General features: G+C 55.9%; 8 protein-coding genes. 2 read left to right on the top strand and 6 right to left on the bottom strand.

All coding sequences use genetic code 11. The features are described 5' to 3' along the window. Positions 1-726: 726 nt before the first annotated feature. The 4 genes from HDF10_RS03255 to HDF10_RS03240 form a co-directional block, all read right to left on the bottom strand. Positions 727-3,093 (bottom strand): tetratricopeptide repeat protein, encoded by a 2,367-nt coding sequence (locus tag HDF10_RS03255; protein ID WP_311732647.1) that lies wholly within the window; start codon positions 3,091-3,093, stop codon positions 727-729. Beyond that, on the bottom strand, positions 3,094-5,013 hold the full coding sequence (locus HDF10_RS03250; protein ID WP_183810383.1) for a CRTAC1 family protein: 1,920 nt from the start codon (positions 5,011-5,013) through the stop codon (positions 3,094-3,096). It lies immediately after the preceding gene. Between the two features lie 674 nt (positions 5,014-5,687). Next, positions 5,688-7,049, bottom strand: a complete 1,362-nt coding sequence (locus HDF10_RS03245) for a cytochrome P450 (RefSeq protein WP_183810381.1) — start codon at positions 7,047-7,049, stop codon at positions 5,688-5,690. Between the two features lie 97 nt (positions 7,050-7,146). Next, positions 7,147-8,460 (bottom strand): fatty acid desaturase family protein, encoded by a 1,314-nt coding sequence (locus HDF10_RS03240; protein WP_183810372.1) that lies wholly within the window; start codon positions 8,458-8,460, stop codon positions 7,147-7,149. 198 nt (positions 8,461-8,658) lie between these two features. Here HDF10_RS03240 and HDF10_RS03235 point away from each other — a divergent pair, with 198 nt between their 5' ends. After that, entirely contained in the window at positions 8,659-11,976 is a 3,318-nt protein-coding gene (locus tag HDF10_RS03235; protein ID WP_183810370.1) for a thioester reductase domain-containing protein, read from the top strand. On the opposite strand, the gene HDF10_RS03230 is transcribed toward HDF10_RS03235, so the two are convergent. Next, complete coding sequence (locus HDF10_RS03230) at positions 11,963-12,730, bottom strand: hypothetical protein (protein WP_183810362.1); 768 nt, start codon at positions 12,728-12,730, stop codon at positions 11,963-11,965. The genes HDF10_RS03235 and HDF10_RS03230 overlap by 14 nt on opposite strands. A gap of 204 nt (positions 12,731-12,934) precedes the next feature. Between HDF10_RS03230 and HDF10_RS03225 the strand changes: the two genes are divergently transcribed. Further along, positions 12,935-15,139 (top strand): MMPL family transporter, encoded by a 2,205-nt coding sequence (locus HDF10_RS03225; RefSeq protein WP_183810360.1) that lies wholly within the window; start codon positions 12,935-12,937, stop codon positions 15,137-15,139. A 483-nt stretch (positions 15,140-15,622) separates the two neighbouring features. Here the strand turns inward: HDF10_RS03225 and HDF10_RS03220 are convergent, their stop codons facing one another. Continuing rightward, on the bottom strand, positions 15,623-18,304 hold the full coding sequence (locus tag HDF10_RS03220) for a glycoside hydrolase family 31 protein (protein ID WP_183810358.1): 2,682 nt from the start codon (positions 18,302-18,304) through the stop codon (positions 15,623-15,625). Between the last annotated feature and the right edge of the window lie 9 nt (positions 18,305-18,313).

Genomic DNA, 18,313 nt, shown 5'->3' with positions numbered 1-18,313 from the left:
CGCGCCTGGTTCATGCTGGGCCTCTGCATAGGAGATCATAGATAATCCCACGCAGCAGACAAAGCAAAGCTGAATCGATTTCAGGCTCCTGCGAAGAGAGCGGGCAAAGAGTGACATATCTAAAAGAGTGCCCCCGCTACTTGTTCGGCAATGTTTCTCGCTTCTTCACTCAAGCCGTTTTGAGGTGATGTTGACTGTCTGGCCGAGCCTCTTCTGATGTCAATGACGAAAGCCCGGTCCCGTACTCGACCGATGATCTGTTCTCCTCCGTTATCGGAGTTGTTACTCGGGACACACTGAAATGCTTCATTGCCGATTGCCTTCAGGGGGACTGGAGTACCGGAACATTGCGCGAGATACGCGGCGAAGTCTCTCGAGGGGAGAGCCATCGTGTGCACAGCGATCTTTAGCTCGAAGACAGAGGCTTGCTGAGTGCGCTTGAAGTCGCAGGTGGTATCGCCCTGTGGCGTGAGAGCGGTTGCGGTCGCCTGAACCTCACCGCCCAGAACGCCGGCGGCCGTCGCTGCATTTAGCCAGGGACATTGAGTTTGTGCCCCGCATCGCATCGGGCTGGCGAATGTGCCAGCTATCGCCATAAATATAATTGCTATCCAATATCTTCTGTTCACGCCATCCCCTTAGCGTAATTCTTTCTGGCAGAGGAGTATCCCACCGTAGAATGTCGTCGAGTATGCCGACCGCTGAGAAGGTTCCACACCACGCGCCTTAGTGCTCTCCCCCAGCACTCATAACTTCGAGATGCGTTACATCCTTATGTACGTGCCACGGCACGCTCTCGATCGAGATCTCTGGATGCTTGCGCAGAAAATCCAGGGAATAGGTAGGAGCGCCGGGATCGATCTTCTTCGTGACAAACTTCGCCGATTGCTCCTTGGCTTTATCCTTCATCCCGGCGCGACGATAGAGCAGTGCAAGGTTGTAGTGTGCGGTCAGGTCGTCAGGATCGATCGCTTGCAGCGCTTCGAACTGCTCCATCGCTTCTTCAGGTCTGCGCTGTTGGTAGTATGAGATCCCAAGCTCGCGACGAGCATCTCGCGATTGTGGGTACTGCGCCAGTACCTTTTTCAGATCTTCCACTTCAGCGTCAGAGTGCCCCGCTCGACGTTCTACCAGTGCAAGATAATAGAGCGCACGCGCATTGTTGGGACTCAGCTCCATAGCTTTTTCAAGACCCGCGCGAGCCGAGGCGTATTTCTCCCATTCGATGTTTGTCAGGCCAATATTGGTATAGCCATCCGCATAGTCAGGACGCAACTTGATCACCTGAGAGAAGGCCTGGATCGCCTCACTGTACTGCAGTTGATCGAGGTAGGCGATTCCGAGGTTATTCCAGCGCATCCAGTCGGCGTTATCGTGAGCGTCAGGCGCACCTGCAGGATTCTCTCCGATGTTCAGCGTTCGGGTGCGCGAAGCTAGCTCGACGATTGGATACGCAACGTGATCCTTCCCAAATACATTATTGAGGTAGCTCTGCCGGAGATGTCGATAGTTGACCCTCGCAGTTATTGTTACCGCACCTTTCGCCTCAGGGGGAATGCGGAACTCATAGCGAATGAGCGAAGACCTGCCTGCCTGAACGGTGTTGTCATAAGCGACAGAGTGAATGGTCCATACCTTATGATTGTCGACAAACACCCCGTCCGTGTTGACAGGACGGTTGGTAAAGCTATGCGCCCGCTCGTCGAGCATTCCATCTGGCTTGATGAAGCCGCTGTGATAGATCTCCTTTCCGTTAGAATCCATAACAACAAACTCCACCCACGCCTCATACAGGTCGCGAACTTCGGGGATCAGGGAATGGCCTATGTTTTTGTTTTGAATAACGGTCATCACCTGCACTGCATCACCGGGAGCAAGTGTGAACGGGGTCGAGCCCAGGGGCGCAATCAGCTTATCGTCGTTCGTCTTGCGAATTGCAAATAGATCGACGTTTAGATAGTTGCCTGTCTTCAAAAATTCGATTGTCTTCTCCAACTGCTCATCAAACCCATAGTAGAAAGGAACGGCGGTATTGCCCGCAGTCCAGCGGTGCGAGGCGAACGTGCCGTTTTTCGCTCCTGGCTCGGGCAGAGCATTCGATGCGCGCTTCATGTGACAGCCCTGACAGGTAGTGAAATCAGCTTGATAGAACGTTAGAGGATTTCGCTGGGAGAACTTCGAGTTTTGCCACTCATCATATGCAGTGAATGCGCGAATAAACTTGTAATCGTTTAATGGATTTGGCAAGTTGGCCTTGTGGCAAGCAGAGCAAAACTCCGGAGTACGATAGAAGGTTTGCATCACCGCCTTCGAATGCCGATCGAGGTGAGCCAATATCTCTGAATCCGGCACCAGTCCCGGAATGCGATCTCCCTTTTCGTCAACCAGAACAGCGGGCACACCCATGACATAGCCGCCATTGCCAAGCGTCGACTGTAGCTTCTGCACGGAGTGACAGGTAGTACAGGTCAATCCGTCCTGATCAAATTTGCGGTCGACGATCGAGTTTTGCGTCAGTCCTCCGCCAAGTACGGCGATCGGGTTGTGACAGCTATCGCAGTGGCGTGAGAATTCAATCCCCTTGGTTCTTATGAGGATATTGACGCTGGTGCGATAAAAGGGTGTTCGAAATGAGTTGGAGTGCAGCGATTGCCGCCATTGGTGGTACGCCTCTTTGTGACAGTGGCCGCAGTAGTCGGCCGTGGGAAACGCGTCTGGCTCCAGGAAGGTGTCTCCCTGTACGGCAGCGTTTCCCGGCGTTGAAATATTTCCTTTTCCAAAGGCAAAATTGTAGGTTTTGCTAACCCTATCTGCATATTCTTTGCGAACTGTAGCTTCGTCGGCGACTTTTTGTTGTGTCTGGTTTAGATCTGAGTGTGCTTGAATTCGAGGAATAAACGCAAAAACAATTCCCAAGAAGAACGCTCCAACTAAACTGACGTACGCCACCCTTACGGCAGCCAGGCTCCGTCGATTGCTAACGACACGCGTCACCTGCATTTTGGCCCACTTGGAAAGCACCAGCGTCGACCCCAATTTTTCTCTCGCAATACTGTCCAAAGATCTATGAGAGTTGATGCGAATTTTACTCACCTAATGCATCTTTTGTCTGCTGATTTCTGCGTTCGCCTTCGCCTTTGCCGGTTCCTCGAGAACACCTGGCACAACGCCCTTTCCCTCCTGAATCGTAAAAAAACGGTCGACCGTCGGGATCGTTATATGTTCCACCGAACCACTGGGCCAATGAATCTCAACGGAATCCACGGCGGTTGCGTCGCCGATTCCGAAGTGCGGCCGCTGATCGTTGGATGACTCATAGCTGCCGCCGCTAAGGACATCCGTTCGTTGACGAAGCCCGTTCGCTGTCAGATAGACCGTTGCACCCACAGCATCCCGCGGACTCTTTGGACCGCCAATCAGCTTCAACCCGACCCAATGATGATGGTCTGGGTTAACATTTCGCATCAACGAAGGAACATGATCCATCGAGTTGATGACAACATCGATCTTGCCGTCGTTGAACAGATCCCCAAAGGCGGCTCCTCTGCCTGGAATCACCTCTGCAAGGCCACTTCCAATTACCGCGGGCATTACCTCAAACTTCTTTCCCCTGTCGACGTTATGGAATAGCAGCGGACGCTGAGCATAGGACGTTCCCCAGTCATACTTGTCCACTTGGGGATAGACATGCCCGTTAACTAGAAAAATATCTTTCCAGCCGTCGTTGTCATAATCAATAAACTCGGTTGCCCAGGTGAGAAACGGATAGGTGACCTCTGCAATGCCCATCTCTGGACTAATCTCGGTAAACCCTTGATCCCCGCCATTTCTAAAGAGCGGTTTATAGTCGTCGGAGAATGTGCCGGTATACAGGTCAACCAATCCATTGTTGAGATAGTCGCCCACCGCCAACCCCATCCCAGCCTGGTCGCGTCCCTGCTGGTTCAACGCAAAACCAGAGTAATAGCTGGCATCTTCAAAAGTTCCGTCGCCGTTGTTCATGTAGAGATAGTTCGGCGACGAATCGTTCGTCACCACCAGGTCGACCTCGCCGTCGTTGTTGATATCGACGAATACCGCGGTGAAACCGTAGTATCGCGCCTTATCGGAGACACCCGCTTTTTCACTGACGTCGGTGAAGGTGCCATCCCCGTTGTTGTGAAAGAGATGATCGGCTTCTCCCTGAAGTCCGCGCGGACCGCATAGGGTATTTACGCCGCGAAACTGGCAGTAGACTAACCCAACCGCTTCGGAGCCGGGATCAGGCGGATGGTTTACATCATAGTGAACATAGCCGGGAACGAAGAGGTCGAGTCGGCCGTCTCCGTCGTAGTCTCCAAAGGTGGCGCCCGTAGACCAGTTCCCCAACGTTACGCCCGCCTTCTCTGCTACGTCAGTAAAGGTTCCGTCGTGGTTGTTGTGATAGAGCCGGTTCTTGCCAAAGTTGGAGACATAGATGTCCGGCCAGCCGTCGTTGTCGTAGTCTCCAACTGCAACACCATATCCCCAACGATCGTTCGTGACTCCGGCCTTGGCCGATACATCCGTAAATGTTCCATCGTGGTTATTGTGAAACAGGGCTGCGTGAGGTGGGTCCGCAGTGCCCTTCAACGCATCGTAGGTAGACCCATTCACCATGTAGATATCGAGCCAGCCGTCATTGTCATAGTCCAATAAGGCGACCCCCGATCCGGTGGTTTCCAGAATGTACTTCTTTTCCGGCGTGCCCATCACGTGATGCCAACCTGTCAGACCAGCTTGTTTCGCAACATCTTTGAAGATCACGGGACCTTCCTGAACAAACCCTCCGGCGGTAATTGGACGCAGCTCCGAATCTTTTACCGCAGCGAACACACCTGCTGTTGCGGACCCACCACGCGGAGCAGTTGGGACGGTTTGGTCCTGAGTCGAACTCGGACTGAGCTTGCCTGTCTCCTGCGCCACCACAAGGGGGCCCGCCAGAGACTCGCTTATTAGAATACCCAGCAGGATCGTTCTTCGAAGGTATTTCATAACCCCTTGTTCCGCCTACACTAAGTGTTGGTGAGGAAATCAAGCGCGAGGAGACACTTACGAAAAGTGGCGTATCTCCTCCCGAGTAAGACACATAGTCCGCGCATTTAGCAAGCAGAACGATCTTACCTCTTCGCGAAAGCGTCTTTGACCACCACTTATAATCAATAACTTACAAGTGTTAGATTATAAGCCTCCCATTCGAGAGGCATTCACGTATTTGGCTAAAGACCTTGATTTGAATAACATGGCGTTTCGGGTGTGGTCGCGTATTGGTCGTGTGCGGCGTTGCCGATAAGAAGTGACTCTGCAACCATTTGGAATGTGCAAGATGCTGAGGTCTTAGCACTGTCGACGCCAGCCTTTAAAGATCTCCCTTGTCGGACTCTTTTTGGAGATGGGGTCGGGCCAGGGCACCTGACCTCGATGAGTGCTAAGCCCCGTTTTCGCCAAGTGAGCTTTCGCTGCACTAAGCGATCAGTAAACACAAGTCAGCGTCTCGATACCAATTCGCCTGGACACTACGCAACGTGATCCAGATTAGCGCTAGCGCCCTTTCGATGCGGACTGCTTCTGCGTAACGCAGGGAGGGCCGACTGTACGAGCGGAAGATGAAGATGATGTTTGTTCGGACAACACCAACGGCGACTTGACACCCGACTAGGCATCGACCACTAGGCATTGACCAAGGTATGAGTGAAGGCCATGCGGATACCATGCTTCGGCCGCAGGATGACCATTGGCCGAGCCTCGATCGTTTGGCCGGGTGCGACCTGGAAGTCGTATCTTCGAAGCAAGTCGCTCAGGATCATCAGTATTTGCAGCATTGCATAGTTGGCGCCGATACAGCCTCGCGGTCCGCCCCCGAACGGAAGGTATGTGAATGGCGCACGCAGCTTCTCGTTGCCTTGGATGAAGCGATCCGTATCGAATGTCTCGGGGTCCGGCCAATGCTTTGGCACGTGGTGCGCACCGTACACATGCACGATGACCATGGAACCAGCAGGGATGACGACGTCACCGATGCGGTCGTCTGCGATTGCCTCCCGATCGACCATCCAGAACGGCGGATACAGTCGGAGTGCCTCCTGGATGACCTGCGTTGCGAATACGAATTTAGGAACGTCGGCGTGCCCCAGAGGCGCGTCGCCGAGCACGTCATCAAACTCCTGACGCAACCGTTCGATGCAATCCGGTCGTGAGCTGAGGAGGTAAAGCAGCCATGATAGTGCATTGGACGATGTTTCATGGCCTGCTACCAGCAGCTGCATGCTCTCGCTCAGGATGAGCTCGTCGCTCATACCTTCACCATCCGTGTAGCGCGCGTCCATCAACGTCTGCAGAAGGTCGTGACCAGGCGCTTCGTTACGACGTTTCTTGATGTATTCCAACAAAATAGCATCTGCGCTGATGCGCATCTCTTCGTGCTTGCGGAGCTCGCCCGAGACAGAGAACCAGGGGTTCAGATATGGCTGAAGCGTCTGCCGGACTATGAATTCCTGAACAGTACAAATGGTGTGGCTGACGAGGTCAATATCTTCGTCCTTCAGCCGCGCACCAAATAACGATCGGGCGACCATCGCGAACGTAATCCTCATCAACTGTGGATAGATGTCGACCGGCCCACTGCGAATCTGCTTGTCGAAATCCTTCAGCGACTCCGTCAGAGAATCCTGCATGATGATGGACAGTGCATCGAGCTGCTTACGGTCAAATCCTTTTTGGATGAGGCGTCGCTGTGTCTTCCAGGCTTCACCATGTGTCGTTAGAAGGCCCTTGCCAAGGAAGTGGCCCATCCGCTTCACCTGTATCTCAGACTTGCGATAGTTCTCTGCGTTCGTCTTCAATACGTGTTGAATGACTGCGGGGTCGATGGTTACAATCGCTTCCTTGATGCCACCCAGATAGAAGCGGAAGGTATCACCGAAGGTTTCGCCGTACTTCGTCAGAACCTGCACGGGATTGCTGGCCATGGCACGCGAATCCGCGAAGGAACGCCAACGTGACACGGCAGGGATGAGCGTGGATGAGGTCATGCCCAGCCTTTCTGGTTGGTCCCTTGAACCGCAGGGAGTTTTGTGACGCTTGCTGCGTGTGATTGCGGATCCGTTGGGATCAGTGCGAGGCGCTGCATCAGTTTTCTTTCCCGAGCTGCTTCAGCAGCAGCAGATGATGCCAAATCGCCTTCGTCATCGTGGTGTGCTGCCGATACGGAACGCCGAACTCTTCCGCGGTCTCCTTCACGATTCGGGTCAGCGGAGCATAGTGGGTGTGGCACACATACGGGCAAAGATGGTGCGCGACGTGATGATTGAGTCCGCCCACAAACCAACCGACGAGCGGGTTCTCCGTGGCATAGTCGGCGGTAGTAGCGAAGACGTGATACACGCCGTTTTCAAACTCGCTGCGCTGCAAAGGGAAATACGTATCCTCTATGACGTGCGTCGTTTGAAAGACGAGCACCACGCTGAGACCCACAATGAGATGAACAACGAAGAAGGCCGCTAAAACCAGGAGAGGAGACTCTTTCATCACCATTACCGGCAGTACCAGCATGTACGTGAGGTAAAAGGTCTTCCCTGCGAACAGGATGATGTATTCGCGGAAACGATGTTTGGTCCGCGTCAGGTAGTCGTGCCCCGGAAAGAAAAAGCTCTGGAAGTCCCGCACAAATACGTACTCCAGCGAGAACAGCGCATACAGAAACAGTGCGTAGATGTGCTGGAATCGATGCAAGGGTGCACGAGGGTCATGCGGTGTAAAGCGGAATAGGCCGCGACCCTCAATCGCATCATCTTCGCCGTGCAGATTGATGCAGGAGTGGTGGCCCCGGTGATGCAGAATACGCCACATGTACGAGCTAATCCCGCAGAGATCGAAGACGTAGTTCAGGCTCTTGTTGATCGCCGGCCGCGACGAGATCGCGTTGTGGTTGCTGTCATGGGCGATGTTCAACAAAAGAAATGTCTGCGCCAGGCCGCCCAAAACGTAAAGAGCGACAAATGTCGTCGCAGCGGGATGGCAGGTATACAGAGCGATCCAACTGCCTGCCAGCACAGCCATCCCGATGGCGATCTTTACCCACATGGTCGGGTCCGCTTTGGGAGAAAGATCCGCGTCCGTGAAGAACCTTTCCAGTCGCCGGCGCAGAACTCTTGGGAAGGACGACGCGCTCGCTGCTTCAATCGTCGACGACGCGGAGGCCTCCGGCGGCACAAGATCAGCCGCGTCCGCTGCTTTAGCAATCGTCGCTTGCGCTGCAAACATTACTGGCACCTCCACTATTCGGGTAATTGGGCTCGGCACTGGCTCGCATATGATTGTAAAACGAACACTGCGCACAATCCATGAAGGTCTGAATATAGGATTGCCAAATGCTTTGCTACCATAGAGCCACCAAGGGTAATGAGGAAACACCGCCTCCTTAGCAATCCGCCTATCTTCCATATCCCCGCCCGGAAGGGGAATAGCCTTTGCAACGTGCGGCGGAAATGGCGCGGATGATCAAGAAATCGAACGCATATCGTCACCTTCGTCCCAGCTTTTGCCGTCTACTTGTTGAGCACTTCAATTTGTTTCACCTCGTTTCCCTCGGAAGTCCGTTCGCTTTTGAATCCCGTTACACACCTCCTGGAGGATCGCTGATTGATCAGGCCGTCGATTTTGGGACAACTACAAACACTCGCAGATAAGCATCCGGACAAGCTTCTGTATTCGTACCTCGACGTGGACGGCGACCCGATCGAAAGCTACACTTACGCTTCATTCCTTCTTCGTGCAGAGGCTATCGCCGGACATTTGCTTCGTGGCGGCGGCTTCGCCGCTGGCGACAGGCTGTTGCTTGCTTACCCTCCGGGCTTGGAGATGATCTGCGCATTTTTCGGCTGCGTGCGAGCAGGATTGATCCCGGTGCCGGTGTACCCACCCAGTTCGCGGGGCTTCCAGAGTGCGCTATACAAGATGGTCCACATCGCAAGGGATTGTCAGGCTGCCGGTATTCTGACGAGTCGGGACTATCACGCCTCCCTTAAGACGAACCTCGCAAGAAGCGGCGTCTCGACGTCCGGAGTTGACGTCGATTACATCTCCGGTCTGCCATGGATCGCGACCGAAGAATTCGTGGAGACAACAGCCTGCCTCCCGCCGATCGCTCCTTCGAAGATCCTCTTCCTGCAGTACACTTCGGGTTCGACGATGGAACCGAAGGGCGTCGTCGTCTCGCACGAAAACATTCTGAACACATGTCCGCTGGTGATCGAGAACGTCGCGCCTATTGTTGTTTCCTGGCTGCCGCAATATCACGATATGGGGTTGATCGGGTGCTACCTGTATCCCGCACTGCGGGGCGGGACAACGTACGGCTTCGCGCCAACAGACTTTATCCAGCGGCCAGTGTTGTGGTTCGAGACGATCTCAAGGTACCGCGCGACCTCAACCGCTGCGCCCAACTTTGCCTACGATTACTGCCTCCGCACCGGTAGGCTCCCCAAGGAGACCCTGGAGGCCTGTGATCTGAGTTCGCTGCTCGTACTCATGTGCGCAGCGGAACCCGTGAAGCCGGATACGTACACGCGATTCCTGGAAGCCTTTCAATCGTACGGACTCAAGTCCGAAAGCTTCTACGTGGCCTATGGTCTGGCGGAGAATACGCTGGCCGTCACACTCCACGGTCGGAACATTGTCTCCGTGAACAAGCGCGCGCTCACGCTTGGCAAGGCTCGCATGACCACCGAGGTATCTGAGATTGACAAGGCACAGCAGATTGTCAGTTGTGGGGTACCGCTGGAAGGCCTCGATCTCAAAATTGTCGATCCGGAAGGGCACTTTGCACTCGAACCGGGTCGCGTTGGCGAGATATGGCTTGCAGGCAACGGTAAGTGCCATGGATATTGGAATAATCCCGAACTGACGTTGAAGCAGTTCAGGGCGCGGCTTGTGGACGATAGTCCGTATGACGACGGCTACCTGCGGACCGGCGACCTCGGGTTCATGCATGAAGGAGAACTCTACGTCTGCGGCCGCATCAAGGACATGATCATTCTCCGGGGACAGAACTATTACCCGCACGACATTGAGAATGTTGTGGAGAAATCGTCCAGCCTCATCCGCCACAACTGCGTTGCTGCGTTCCAGATCCATGAAGATACCGAACCGGCCTTGGCGATTGTTGCTGAGGTGAAGAACCCAAAGGTTCTCCCCGACGCACGGAAGATTGCGACTGCCGTCCGCAACTACCTGAACGTAGAAGTGGCGGCTATCTCCCTCATCGCACCGCGTGCCGTGCCCAGAACCAGCTCGGGCAAGATAATGCGCCATAAGACCAAGCAGATGTGGATGGCAGGCGAGTTCACCGTTCTGTCCGACTTTTCGCGCGAGAGTGACGTGGATGCATCGGAGTCCCCAGCCGAAATGAACTCTCCCTTTGCCGAACTGAAGGCGCGGTACAACCTGACAGGCCAGGAGAGATACAACCTCGTGGAGGCCGGGCTCGATTCCCTGGATCTGGTTGGGTTCATGCACGAACTGAAGGAGTTACTGATAGATAAGGGCGCCGGGTTGCTCGCGCGTCAGGTCGACATCGGCCTGGTACAGCGGGTCAGCGTGGCCGAGTTGTTCGGTCTTGCCGAGCAGTTGGAGAGCGCTCCTGAAGAAGCGCTGCTTCATCTGCGTACGTTCCTCGCGGCCTTCCGCGAAGAGCAGAACGCACTGGAGATGCAGATGATGCGGGAGGATACGAAGCTGCTCTTCGATCCGACAGCGCCTCTCCCCGTGCCGAAGACCCCCTCTCCACGTCAAATCCTGCTCACTGGCGGTACCGGCTTCATCGGGCCATTCCTGATGAAGAGCCTGCTGGAGCAGACGGAGGCGACGATCTATGTGCTCGTACGCGCCTCCGACGAAACACAGGGCAAACAACGCCTGAAAAGCGCGATGTATTCCATGGGATCCGTGCCTGTGGACCTGATCGAGATGTTCGAAGCTCGAGTCGTCCCTGTTTGCGGCGATCTGGGGCAGCCAGGTCTGGGACTTATGCAGGAGACCTGGGATTTCCTCGCTACCGAAATCGACACGGTCTTCCATAACGGCGCCACCGTAAACTACCTGTTCAATTACGACATGATGCGCGATGCGAACGTGCTCGGAACGAATGAGATCCTGCGGTTGGCCTTCGAAGGTCGTCCCAAGGAGTTCAACTACATTTCGACCACGTTCATCTTTGGCTGGGCGGTCAAAGCCGTCCTGTACGAGACAGACTCGAACGCAAACATGGAGCTGCTCGACTTCGGCTACAGCCAGACAAAGTGGGTCGCGGAACAGGTCGTCTTCGATGCGCAACGCCGCGGACTGTCGGTGCGCCTCTTCCGGCCGGCCCTCGTGAGCCCGTCCGTCGATGGCGGCGGGAATAACTTCGATATCGCCGTTCGCCTGGTCGCCTTCATGGTGAACCACGGTATCGGCGTCGACACGCTCAATCAGGTCAGCTTCGTCCCGGCGGACATTGTGGCGAATAACATCGTTGCGATCTCCACTAGCCCGGGCACGGCAAATCAGACGTTCCATGTGGTGCGGGATGACTACTCGAACATGACCGACATCACTCGTCTGATCACGGAATCAACGAGGCGGCAGTTTGACTCCTTCACCCTGCCCGAGTTCGTCCCGGAGCTGATCCGCCGTTGCCGCAAGGAGGATCTTCTCTTCCCGCTGCTCGACTTCCTGGTGGGTTCCGTCGACAACATCTCGTCGATGGAGTTCAAGCGCTACGACAGTTCAACGTACCAGGCGGCGCGGGATGCCTCCGCATGGGGCAGACCGGACCCGTCGCTCGAAGATACGGTCAAGGGCATTCTGAAATTCATGAACCGCAAAGGCATCATCTCTGTCGTGGTTCGTGAAGACGGCGAGGAGCCAACGAGTGATACGCTCGTTGACTCCAATGCACTCTCCGTCACTGCTTCTTGAACAAGAGCTTCTCGGTAACATGCTGGCCGGTCTCCAGCGTAGCCGTACTGGATAGCGTCATCTGCTTCCCGTCCGCGGAGACCTGCCAGCGGTCCTTTTGCGTAACCTGGTTGTCACGCCTGGAGATCGAATCCACCGTGTGCGGATCGACAAGCTGAAGTGAGACAGTGTCGTTGCGCGAATTCTTAAGGTCGTAAGGCTTGCCGTCAAAGCGCGCAGTGTAGCTGTAGTCACCCAGAAAACGCACGCCGCCGCTGTCATCCGCTTCGATCTTTACGAGAGAGCCTTGTCGCATCCTTGTCTTGCTCAGATCCAGTGTCCAATCGCCTGCAAACGGATCCTTTGGATCCTTCGTTCCGCCGGTTCGCACCCACACGGTGATCTGAGGAGTATGGCCGGCGGCCGACATTGTGCTCGTCAACTCCATCCCATCCTTCGAGAGTTTCTCGCGAACCGTGGCGACGAGAGCTCTATCCTTCATCTCCCTGACTTCCACTTGGTGCCTGTCAATCCGGTGCAGCTCGATCTGATTGAACCCAAGATTACCGGGCGCAGGCGCCTGATGTCCGTTCGCGTTCGCTGTGAAATCAAGATGGGTTTCGCCGGACATGACGACGTGCGTCCCGTTGCGGACGGACGTGATCGAGAGCCGGTTGGCCGGGTCCATGCTGGACTGCGCGGAGACCAGTGTCCATGACCCGATGCGGGGATCCACACCCGGCGACTGAATGGCGGCAAAGAGTGCGAGAAGCAAAAAGGTACGAATGCGATCCTCCTCCATTGACGGAGAGCGTGTGGCTTGTATGACACAATGCCTGGCGGCCTCCCCGAGTGTATACCCGCTGTAGTATGCCGAGGTACGGGCTCGTCCGAAGCACCTTCGACTCTCGCACGCCTTTTCTCACACGGCACGTGCACTTGATCGGCGGCGATCAGCGTCTATGACATGATGAGTGCTATGCGTTTTCTCCGGTTTCTGGTGGCTGGGATCGTCCTCGCAGCGGCTCTTGCACTACTGCCCTTTTCCTTCCACGCGGAACGCTTGCTCGAGACCGCGACTCGCGTGGAAGGCAGCCAGGCAGAAACTGTTCGGAACGAACTCGCGGATCGCTTCCGGTCGCCCTTCGTGGACCGCGTCGTCCTGGTCGCTCTCGGGCTGCCTGCTGCGGATTCCGATGAAGGGGCGGAGGCGTTAGGCATGATCGTCGCCGCATTGAAGGCCCAGAACGGTGTCTCCGGCGTTGTCTCCTATCTCGACCTGCGCGATTCCGTCTTTCTGGGCCGCAACGGCGGAACATACATTCTCGTTGGCCTGGCTTCAACCGACGTCCCGGTAGAGTCTCTCGTTCCAGGACTTCACACGCTGGCGATTTCGCTTGAGGGGCAGCTCAAGTCTCGTTACCCAGCGGTAAAGCTCGAGCTCACCGGCGAAATCCCGCTGAATTTCGACATTCGGATGGCGAGCGCCAACGATGTACGTCGCAGCGAGAGCCTGATCATCCCGGCAACACTGGGACTGCTGTTGGTGGCATTCGGAAGCCTTATGGCGGCTCTGATTCCCCTGGCGGTTGGACAGCTTGCCATTGCAGCCACCCTCGCAATCACGGGATTTCTCGCCCACCGATGGCACCTGTCGATCCTGGTCCAGAATCTGGCGACCATGCTGGGGCTGGGCCTCGGCATCGACTACGGTCTGCTCATGGTCAGCCGGTTTCGAGAGGCCATCTCCACTGGACTCAGCGGACCGGAGGCGTCGCTCATCGCGGCACGCCAGGCAGGACGTACGCTACTCATCTCGGCGTCCACCGTCTGCATCGGATTTCTCGCGCTCCTGACGGTGCCGATCAGCGAAATCCGTTCCATCGGTATCGCCGGGTTTCTCGTTGCAGGGTTGAGCGTGCTGCTTACCAACACGCTTGTTCCAGCGGTGCTGGCGCTCCTCGGTCGGCGGATCGATATGGGGCGCTTGCCCTTCGCGCCAAAACTCGATGCGCATCGCACCCTGTATACAGGCGTTCGCTGGCGGCGATGGGGAAAGGTCATCGTTGCTCATCCCTGGATTGCGCTCGTGCTGGCAGGCACTCCCCTGTTGATGCTTGCGCTGCAGGTCCGGCATCTGGATACCAGCGTTCCCCAGGGAGACTGGCTTCCGCAGTCCGCGGAATCAGTGCATGCACTCCACACGCTGGAACATATGGACCGGGGCGCGATTGTTGAGTCGTTACGCCTCATCGTCGAGCTTCCAAACGATTCCATCGCACAGACCGACGCGGGTTGGAATGCATTGGATGGTCTCACCAAACGCCTTGCGAGCGATCCTCGCAGTGACCGTGTGATTTCGATTACAACCATTGCGGAAGGCAACCGGTCATCCCTGCCAGGGCTCTCGCGGGAGACGCGCCGAACGCTTCTGAGCAGCGACGGACGTGCCGCGCTGGTTGAAATCCTGCCCACGGGCTCCGTGTCGCTACGCGATCAGGTTGACTGGGTGCGTGAGCTTAGAAAGACCGGCGCCCCTGCTCTGACCGGTGTCTCTGGAGCAACGCTGCTTGTGGGAGGCATCCCGGCTCTCAACGCGGATTACGAGACAATCATCCGAGATCACTTCCCATCTGTCATGGGTCTGGTCGTCGTCGGTACGTTCCTTGCACTTCTCTGTGGATTCCGATCGATCTTTGTCGCGATAAAAGCCATTGCGCTTAATCTCTTTTCGGTCGCTGCTTCCTTCGGGGCACTCGTCCTCGTCTTTCAGGACGGCTATGGCAGCAGGTTCCTCGGTGTGCCCGGAGGAACGGGAAGCATTTTCCCACTCGTGCCGATCGTCACCTTTGCCATTGTCTTTGGTCTGAGTATGGATTACGAGGTGTTTCTCGTCGCGCGTGTTCTCGAAGCCAGACGGAGTGGCCTGAACGAATTGGAGGCGATCCCGGAGGGCATGGCGCGAACCGCGGGCCTGATTACAAGCGCAGCCGCAATCATGATCGTCGTCTTTGCGGCATTCACCTTTGGAGGCTTCCTGGTCGTAAAGATGATCGGGTTCACTCTGGCCGTTGCTGTTTTGATTGACGCTACCGTTGTTCGCATCATCATCGGACCGGCCCTGCTTCGTCTTGCGGGCGACTGGAATTGGTGGCCAGGCGGTCTCGATAAATCAAAGATTTGAGTTTGTGTTTGTTGATTCAGCATTTTCAACCGCTTACAAAGAAGGGCCAAAAGTGGCAAAAGGAGAATTACTGCGGTATTCGTCTGTAAATAATTGATTCTAAATGGTGGCCAGAGGCGGATCGACCGCCGACGCCGGCCTTTTCGGGCGGCCTGGCTTTTCGAAGGCGAGACTAAATTCTTTGCCTGTAGTGCGCAGAGACAGTGGTCTCGATTGCGTCTCGCAGATGGACCGGGCCTCTTCCATACATTTTAGCGAACCTGGGCTGGTCTGATCTCTCGTGCGGCCATTTTTGAGAAACGCTTTCTCTAAGTCGGAAGTGGCGTTGTGCGACTGCATGACAGTTGATGAACGCTGGAACATCGTTCGGATGTCAGAACCAGTTCCTTTCAAATGTGGGCAGCCCGTGGCAAACACCATAGAGGAGCAAGGAGGCAGGCGGGTCCGCGATGGTGGTTATTGATTTTGGAGAATACAAAGATTTTAACGCCAATCCCGCCCGGGTTCGTTCTCGAGACGCTGTGGGTCGGCACTCAGAACTGGAAAGACGCGCTCAGATGCCTCTTGATTATCGTAAGGCAGTATGTGGACAGTGATTTTGCGGCCATTGTAGGTGACGATGCGGCCGGTTTGGGAATCGACGCTGAGACCCACGCCGCGTCCTGAACCAACCAGGACAATCTGGATAGAGCGATTGGCGCGCATCTCCGGAAACTTTCCTACCCTGTCGGCGATCGTCAGCTCGTGGAGGCGATCGTTCCAGTGCATATGAACCGTCGAGTGAGCGCCGTGCTCGTATGCGTATCCGTCGCCACTATCTTCATATAGTTCAAAATCGGCGTCCTTGCCGGAGTAAACGCGAACCTGCAGAGAGTCGGCTGTCTCCGCAGTCGATTGCACAACCGGGCCCATTGGCACAATACTTCCCTCCTTGACCATGATTGGCATCCGATCTAAGGGGGCATTTACAGCAATGGTTTGTCCCCCGCTGTACCTTTCGCCTGTCCAGAAGTCCACCCAGTTCTCCCCTGTCGGCAATACCACGCTCCGCTTTCTTGCGTCCGGTTGTGTGACGGGATTAACCAGCAACGCATCGCCAAAGAGAAACTGATCGCCAATGTCTCTTACGGAGAGATCGTTGGGAAAGACAAAAGGCAGCGCCTTCATCAGAATCTCGCCTCGATGCGTGACTCCCCAGGCAGAGGAGTAGATGTAGGGCAGAAGGCGGTAGCGAAGCTGATCGTACTCCGTCAAGATGTGCTCTACCTCCGGACCGTACTTCCACATCTCGGTTTCAGAGCGGTATCCGTGAATCCGGAAAATGGGGCAGAAGGTGCCATACTCAAACCAGCGGATCAGCAGCTCATGGTAGGCAGCCGACGTATACTGATCCGCCGGACGGAAGAACCCGCCAATATCGGTTGTCCAGTAGGGGAATCCGCTCGCGCCGAAGCTAAGGCCGGCGGGAATCTGCCGCCTCAGTGTCTCCCAATTGGCCGAGATGTCCCCGGACCAGGAGATCGAGGCGTTTCGTTGCTGGCCTGTGTACGCGGACCGGGTAAGAATCACGACACGTTTATTTTCCGTTGCGGCCCGTTGACCGTCGTACACGGCGGAAGTTTCGAAGAGCGGATAGGCGTTGCGTACCGTCTTGCCCTGTCCAAGGTAGGTCACGTCGTTTTTGAGGGGATCCCCTTCCGGTTCCGAAGCGTCCAGCCACCAACCGTCCAGCCCGAGCCGGAACAGTCTGTGATCAATCTGTGACCAAAATTCTTTTTGCGCAGCAGGGTTAAAGAGGTCTGCCCAGTTTTCGCGCTCCTTCGCCTCCCCCGGTTCCGAAGTGCTGGCATTGCTGGTCAGTAGCAGGTGGGCGCGCTCCATCTCGCGGTTGACCTCAGTCTCCGCGCCGAATTTGGCCCAGACCGAGATGATCAGGTGAAGGTCCTGCCGATGAAGCTCCGACATCATTCCCGCGGGATCGGGATAGGCGCTCTCATCGAACCGCATAGCGTTCCAGCCGTATTTACCCCAGTACTGCCAGTCCTGCACGAAGACATCCACGGGAATCTTCCGTTTGCGAAATTCGGCCGCAGTGTCGAGAATCTGCTGCTGACTCGAGTAACGCTCGCGGCACTGCCAGAATCCGTAAGCCCACCGGGGAAGAAGAGGCGCCACTCCGGTCAACTCTCGATACTCGGCAACAACTCGGCTCGGCTGTGGTCCATAAATGAAGTAATAGTCGACGACCTGGCCTGAGTCGGAGCGGAAACTCATGCCATCCGAAGGCATACGAGCCGACAGCGCGGTTTCGCCTCCCGTCTCGGCCTGAATCCGGTAACTCCTGTTGGCAGCCAGTCTAGTCTTCCCGCTGGCTGCACTCGGGACCCACATGTTATCGAGGTCGATCACTCTCGTATCGTCGATCGAAAGACGAAGCCTATTCTGCAGGTTGCCGCTCAGGAGGAATCCATACATGCCTTCCGGACCCGATTGAAACGTCCCTTTGCCTGTCGCGTTCAATTGGATCGGCTTGGTCGTGGGGTTGAAATCCGTCAGCGACGCGTTGTTCCACAGCAGACCATAGCCTTTCGTCGAGACTAAAAACGGCACCGCGATGTTCGTATTCGCCTGCAAGAGGCGTATGGGAATGTCGCGCAGGTTGAAGAACCCCTCCTGATGCTGCCCCAGACCATAGAGCGCCTCGCCGGGAGAGAGCGCAAAATGCTGCTCAACTCCTTGCGACGCTCCTTCCTGTCCTTGGCTGGGCAGCACACGGCCGTTGTCCGGCGCCTCGTTTAAGATGCTCGCCCCATCCGCTGACAGAAAACGAACCGATCCCGTCTTTTCTTCAATTGCGACCTGTAGTGCAGAGGTACGAATTTGCACCGAGCCCTTAGCCGACGAGATCGAAAATGCCGCCCCGGTGCATGGCCGTATCACGGCCGGCACAAGAGCGGGCTTGTTATGAGTCTCTCCAACCACCACATGAATCGCACGCTCGGAGCATACCTCGATGCGGACCGCTGCCGGTATCGAGTGAACCAGAACGCCGTTCGCGATGCGTTCGAACCCTTGGGCGCCGCTTGGCCGGTTCCAAACAACCAAAGTTAGAAGGACGGCAATCCGAAAAACATAACCTCGCGGCGAGAAACAAGTTGCGAACATGAACGACGC

It is taken from the genome of Tunturiibacter empetritectus (assembly GCF_014201375.1).
Classification (GTDB): domain Bacteria; phylum Acidobacteriota; class Terriglobia; order Terriglobales; family Acidobacteriaceae; genus Edaphobacter; species Edaphobacter lichenicola_D.
Note: the sequence above shows the minus strand (reverse complement) of the source record. Positions and strands in the feature narration are given on the sequence as shown.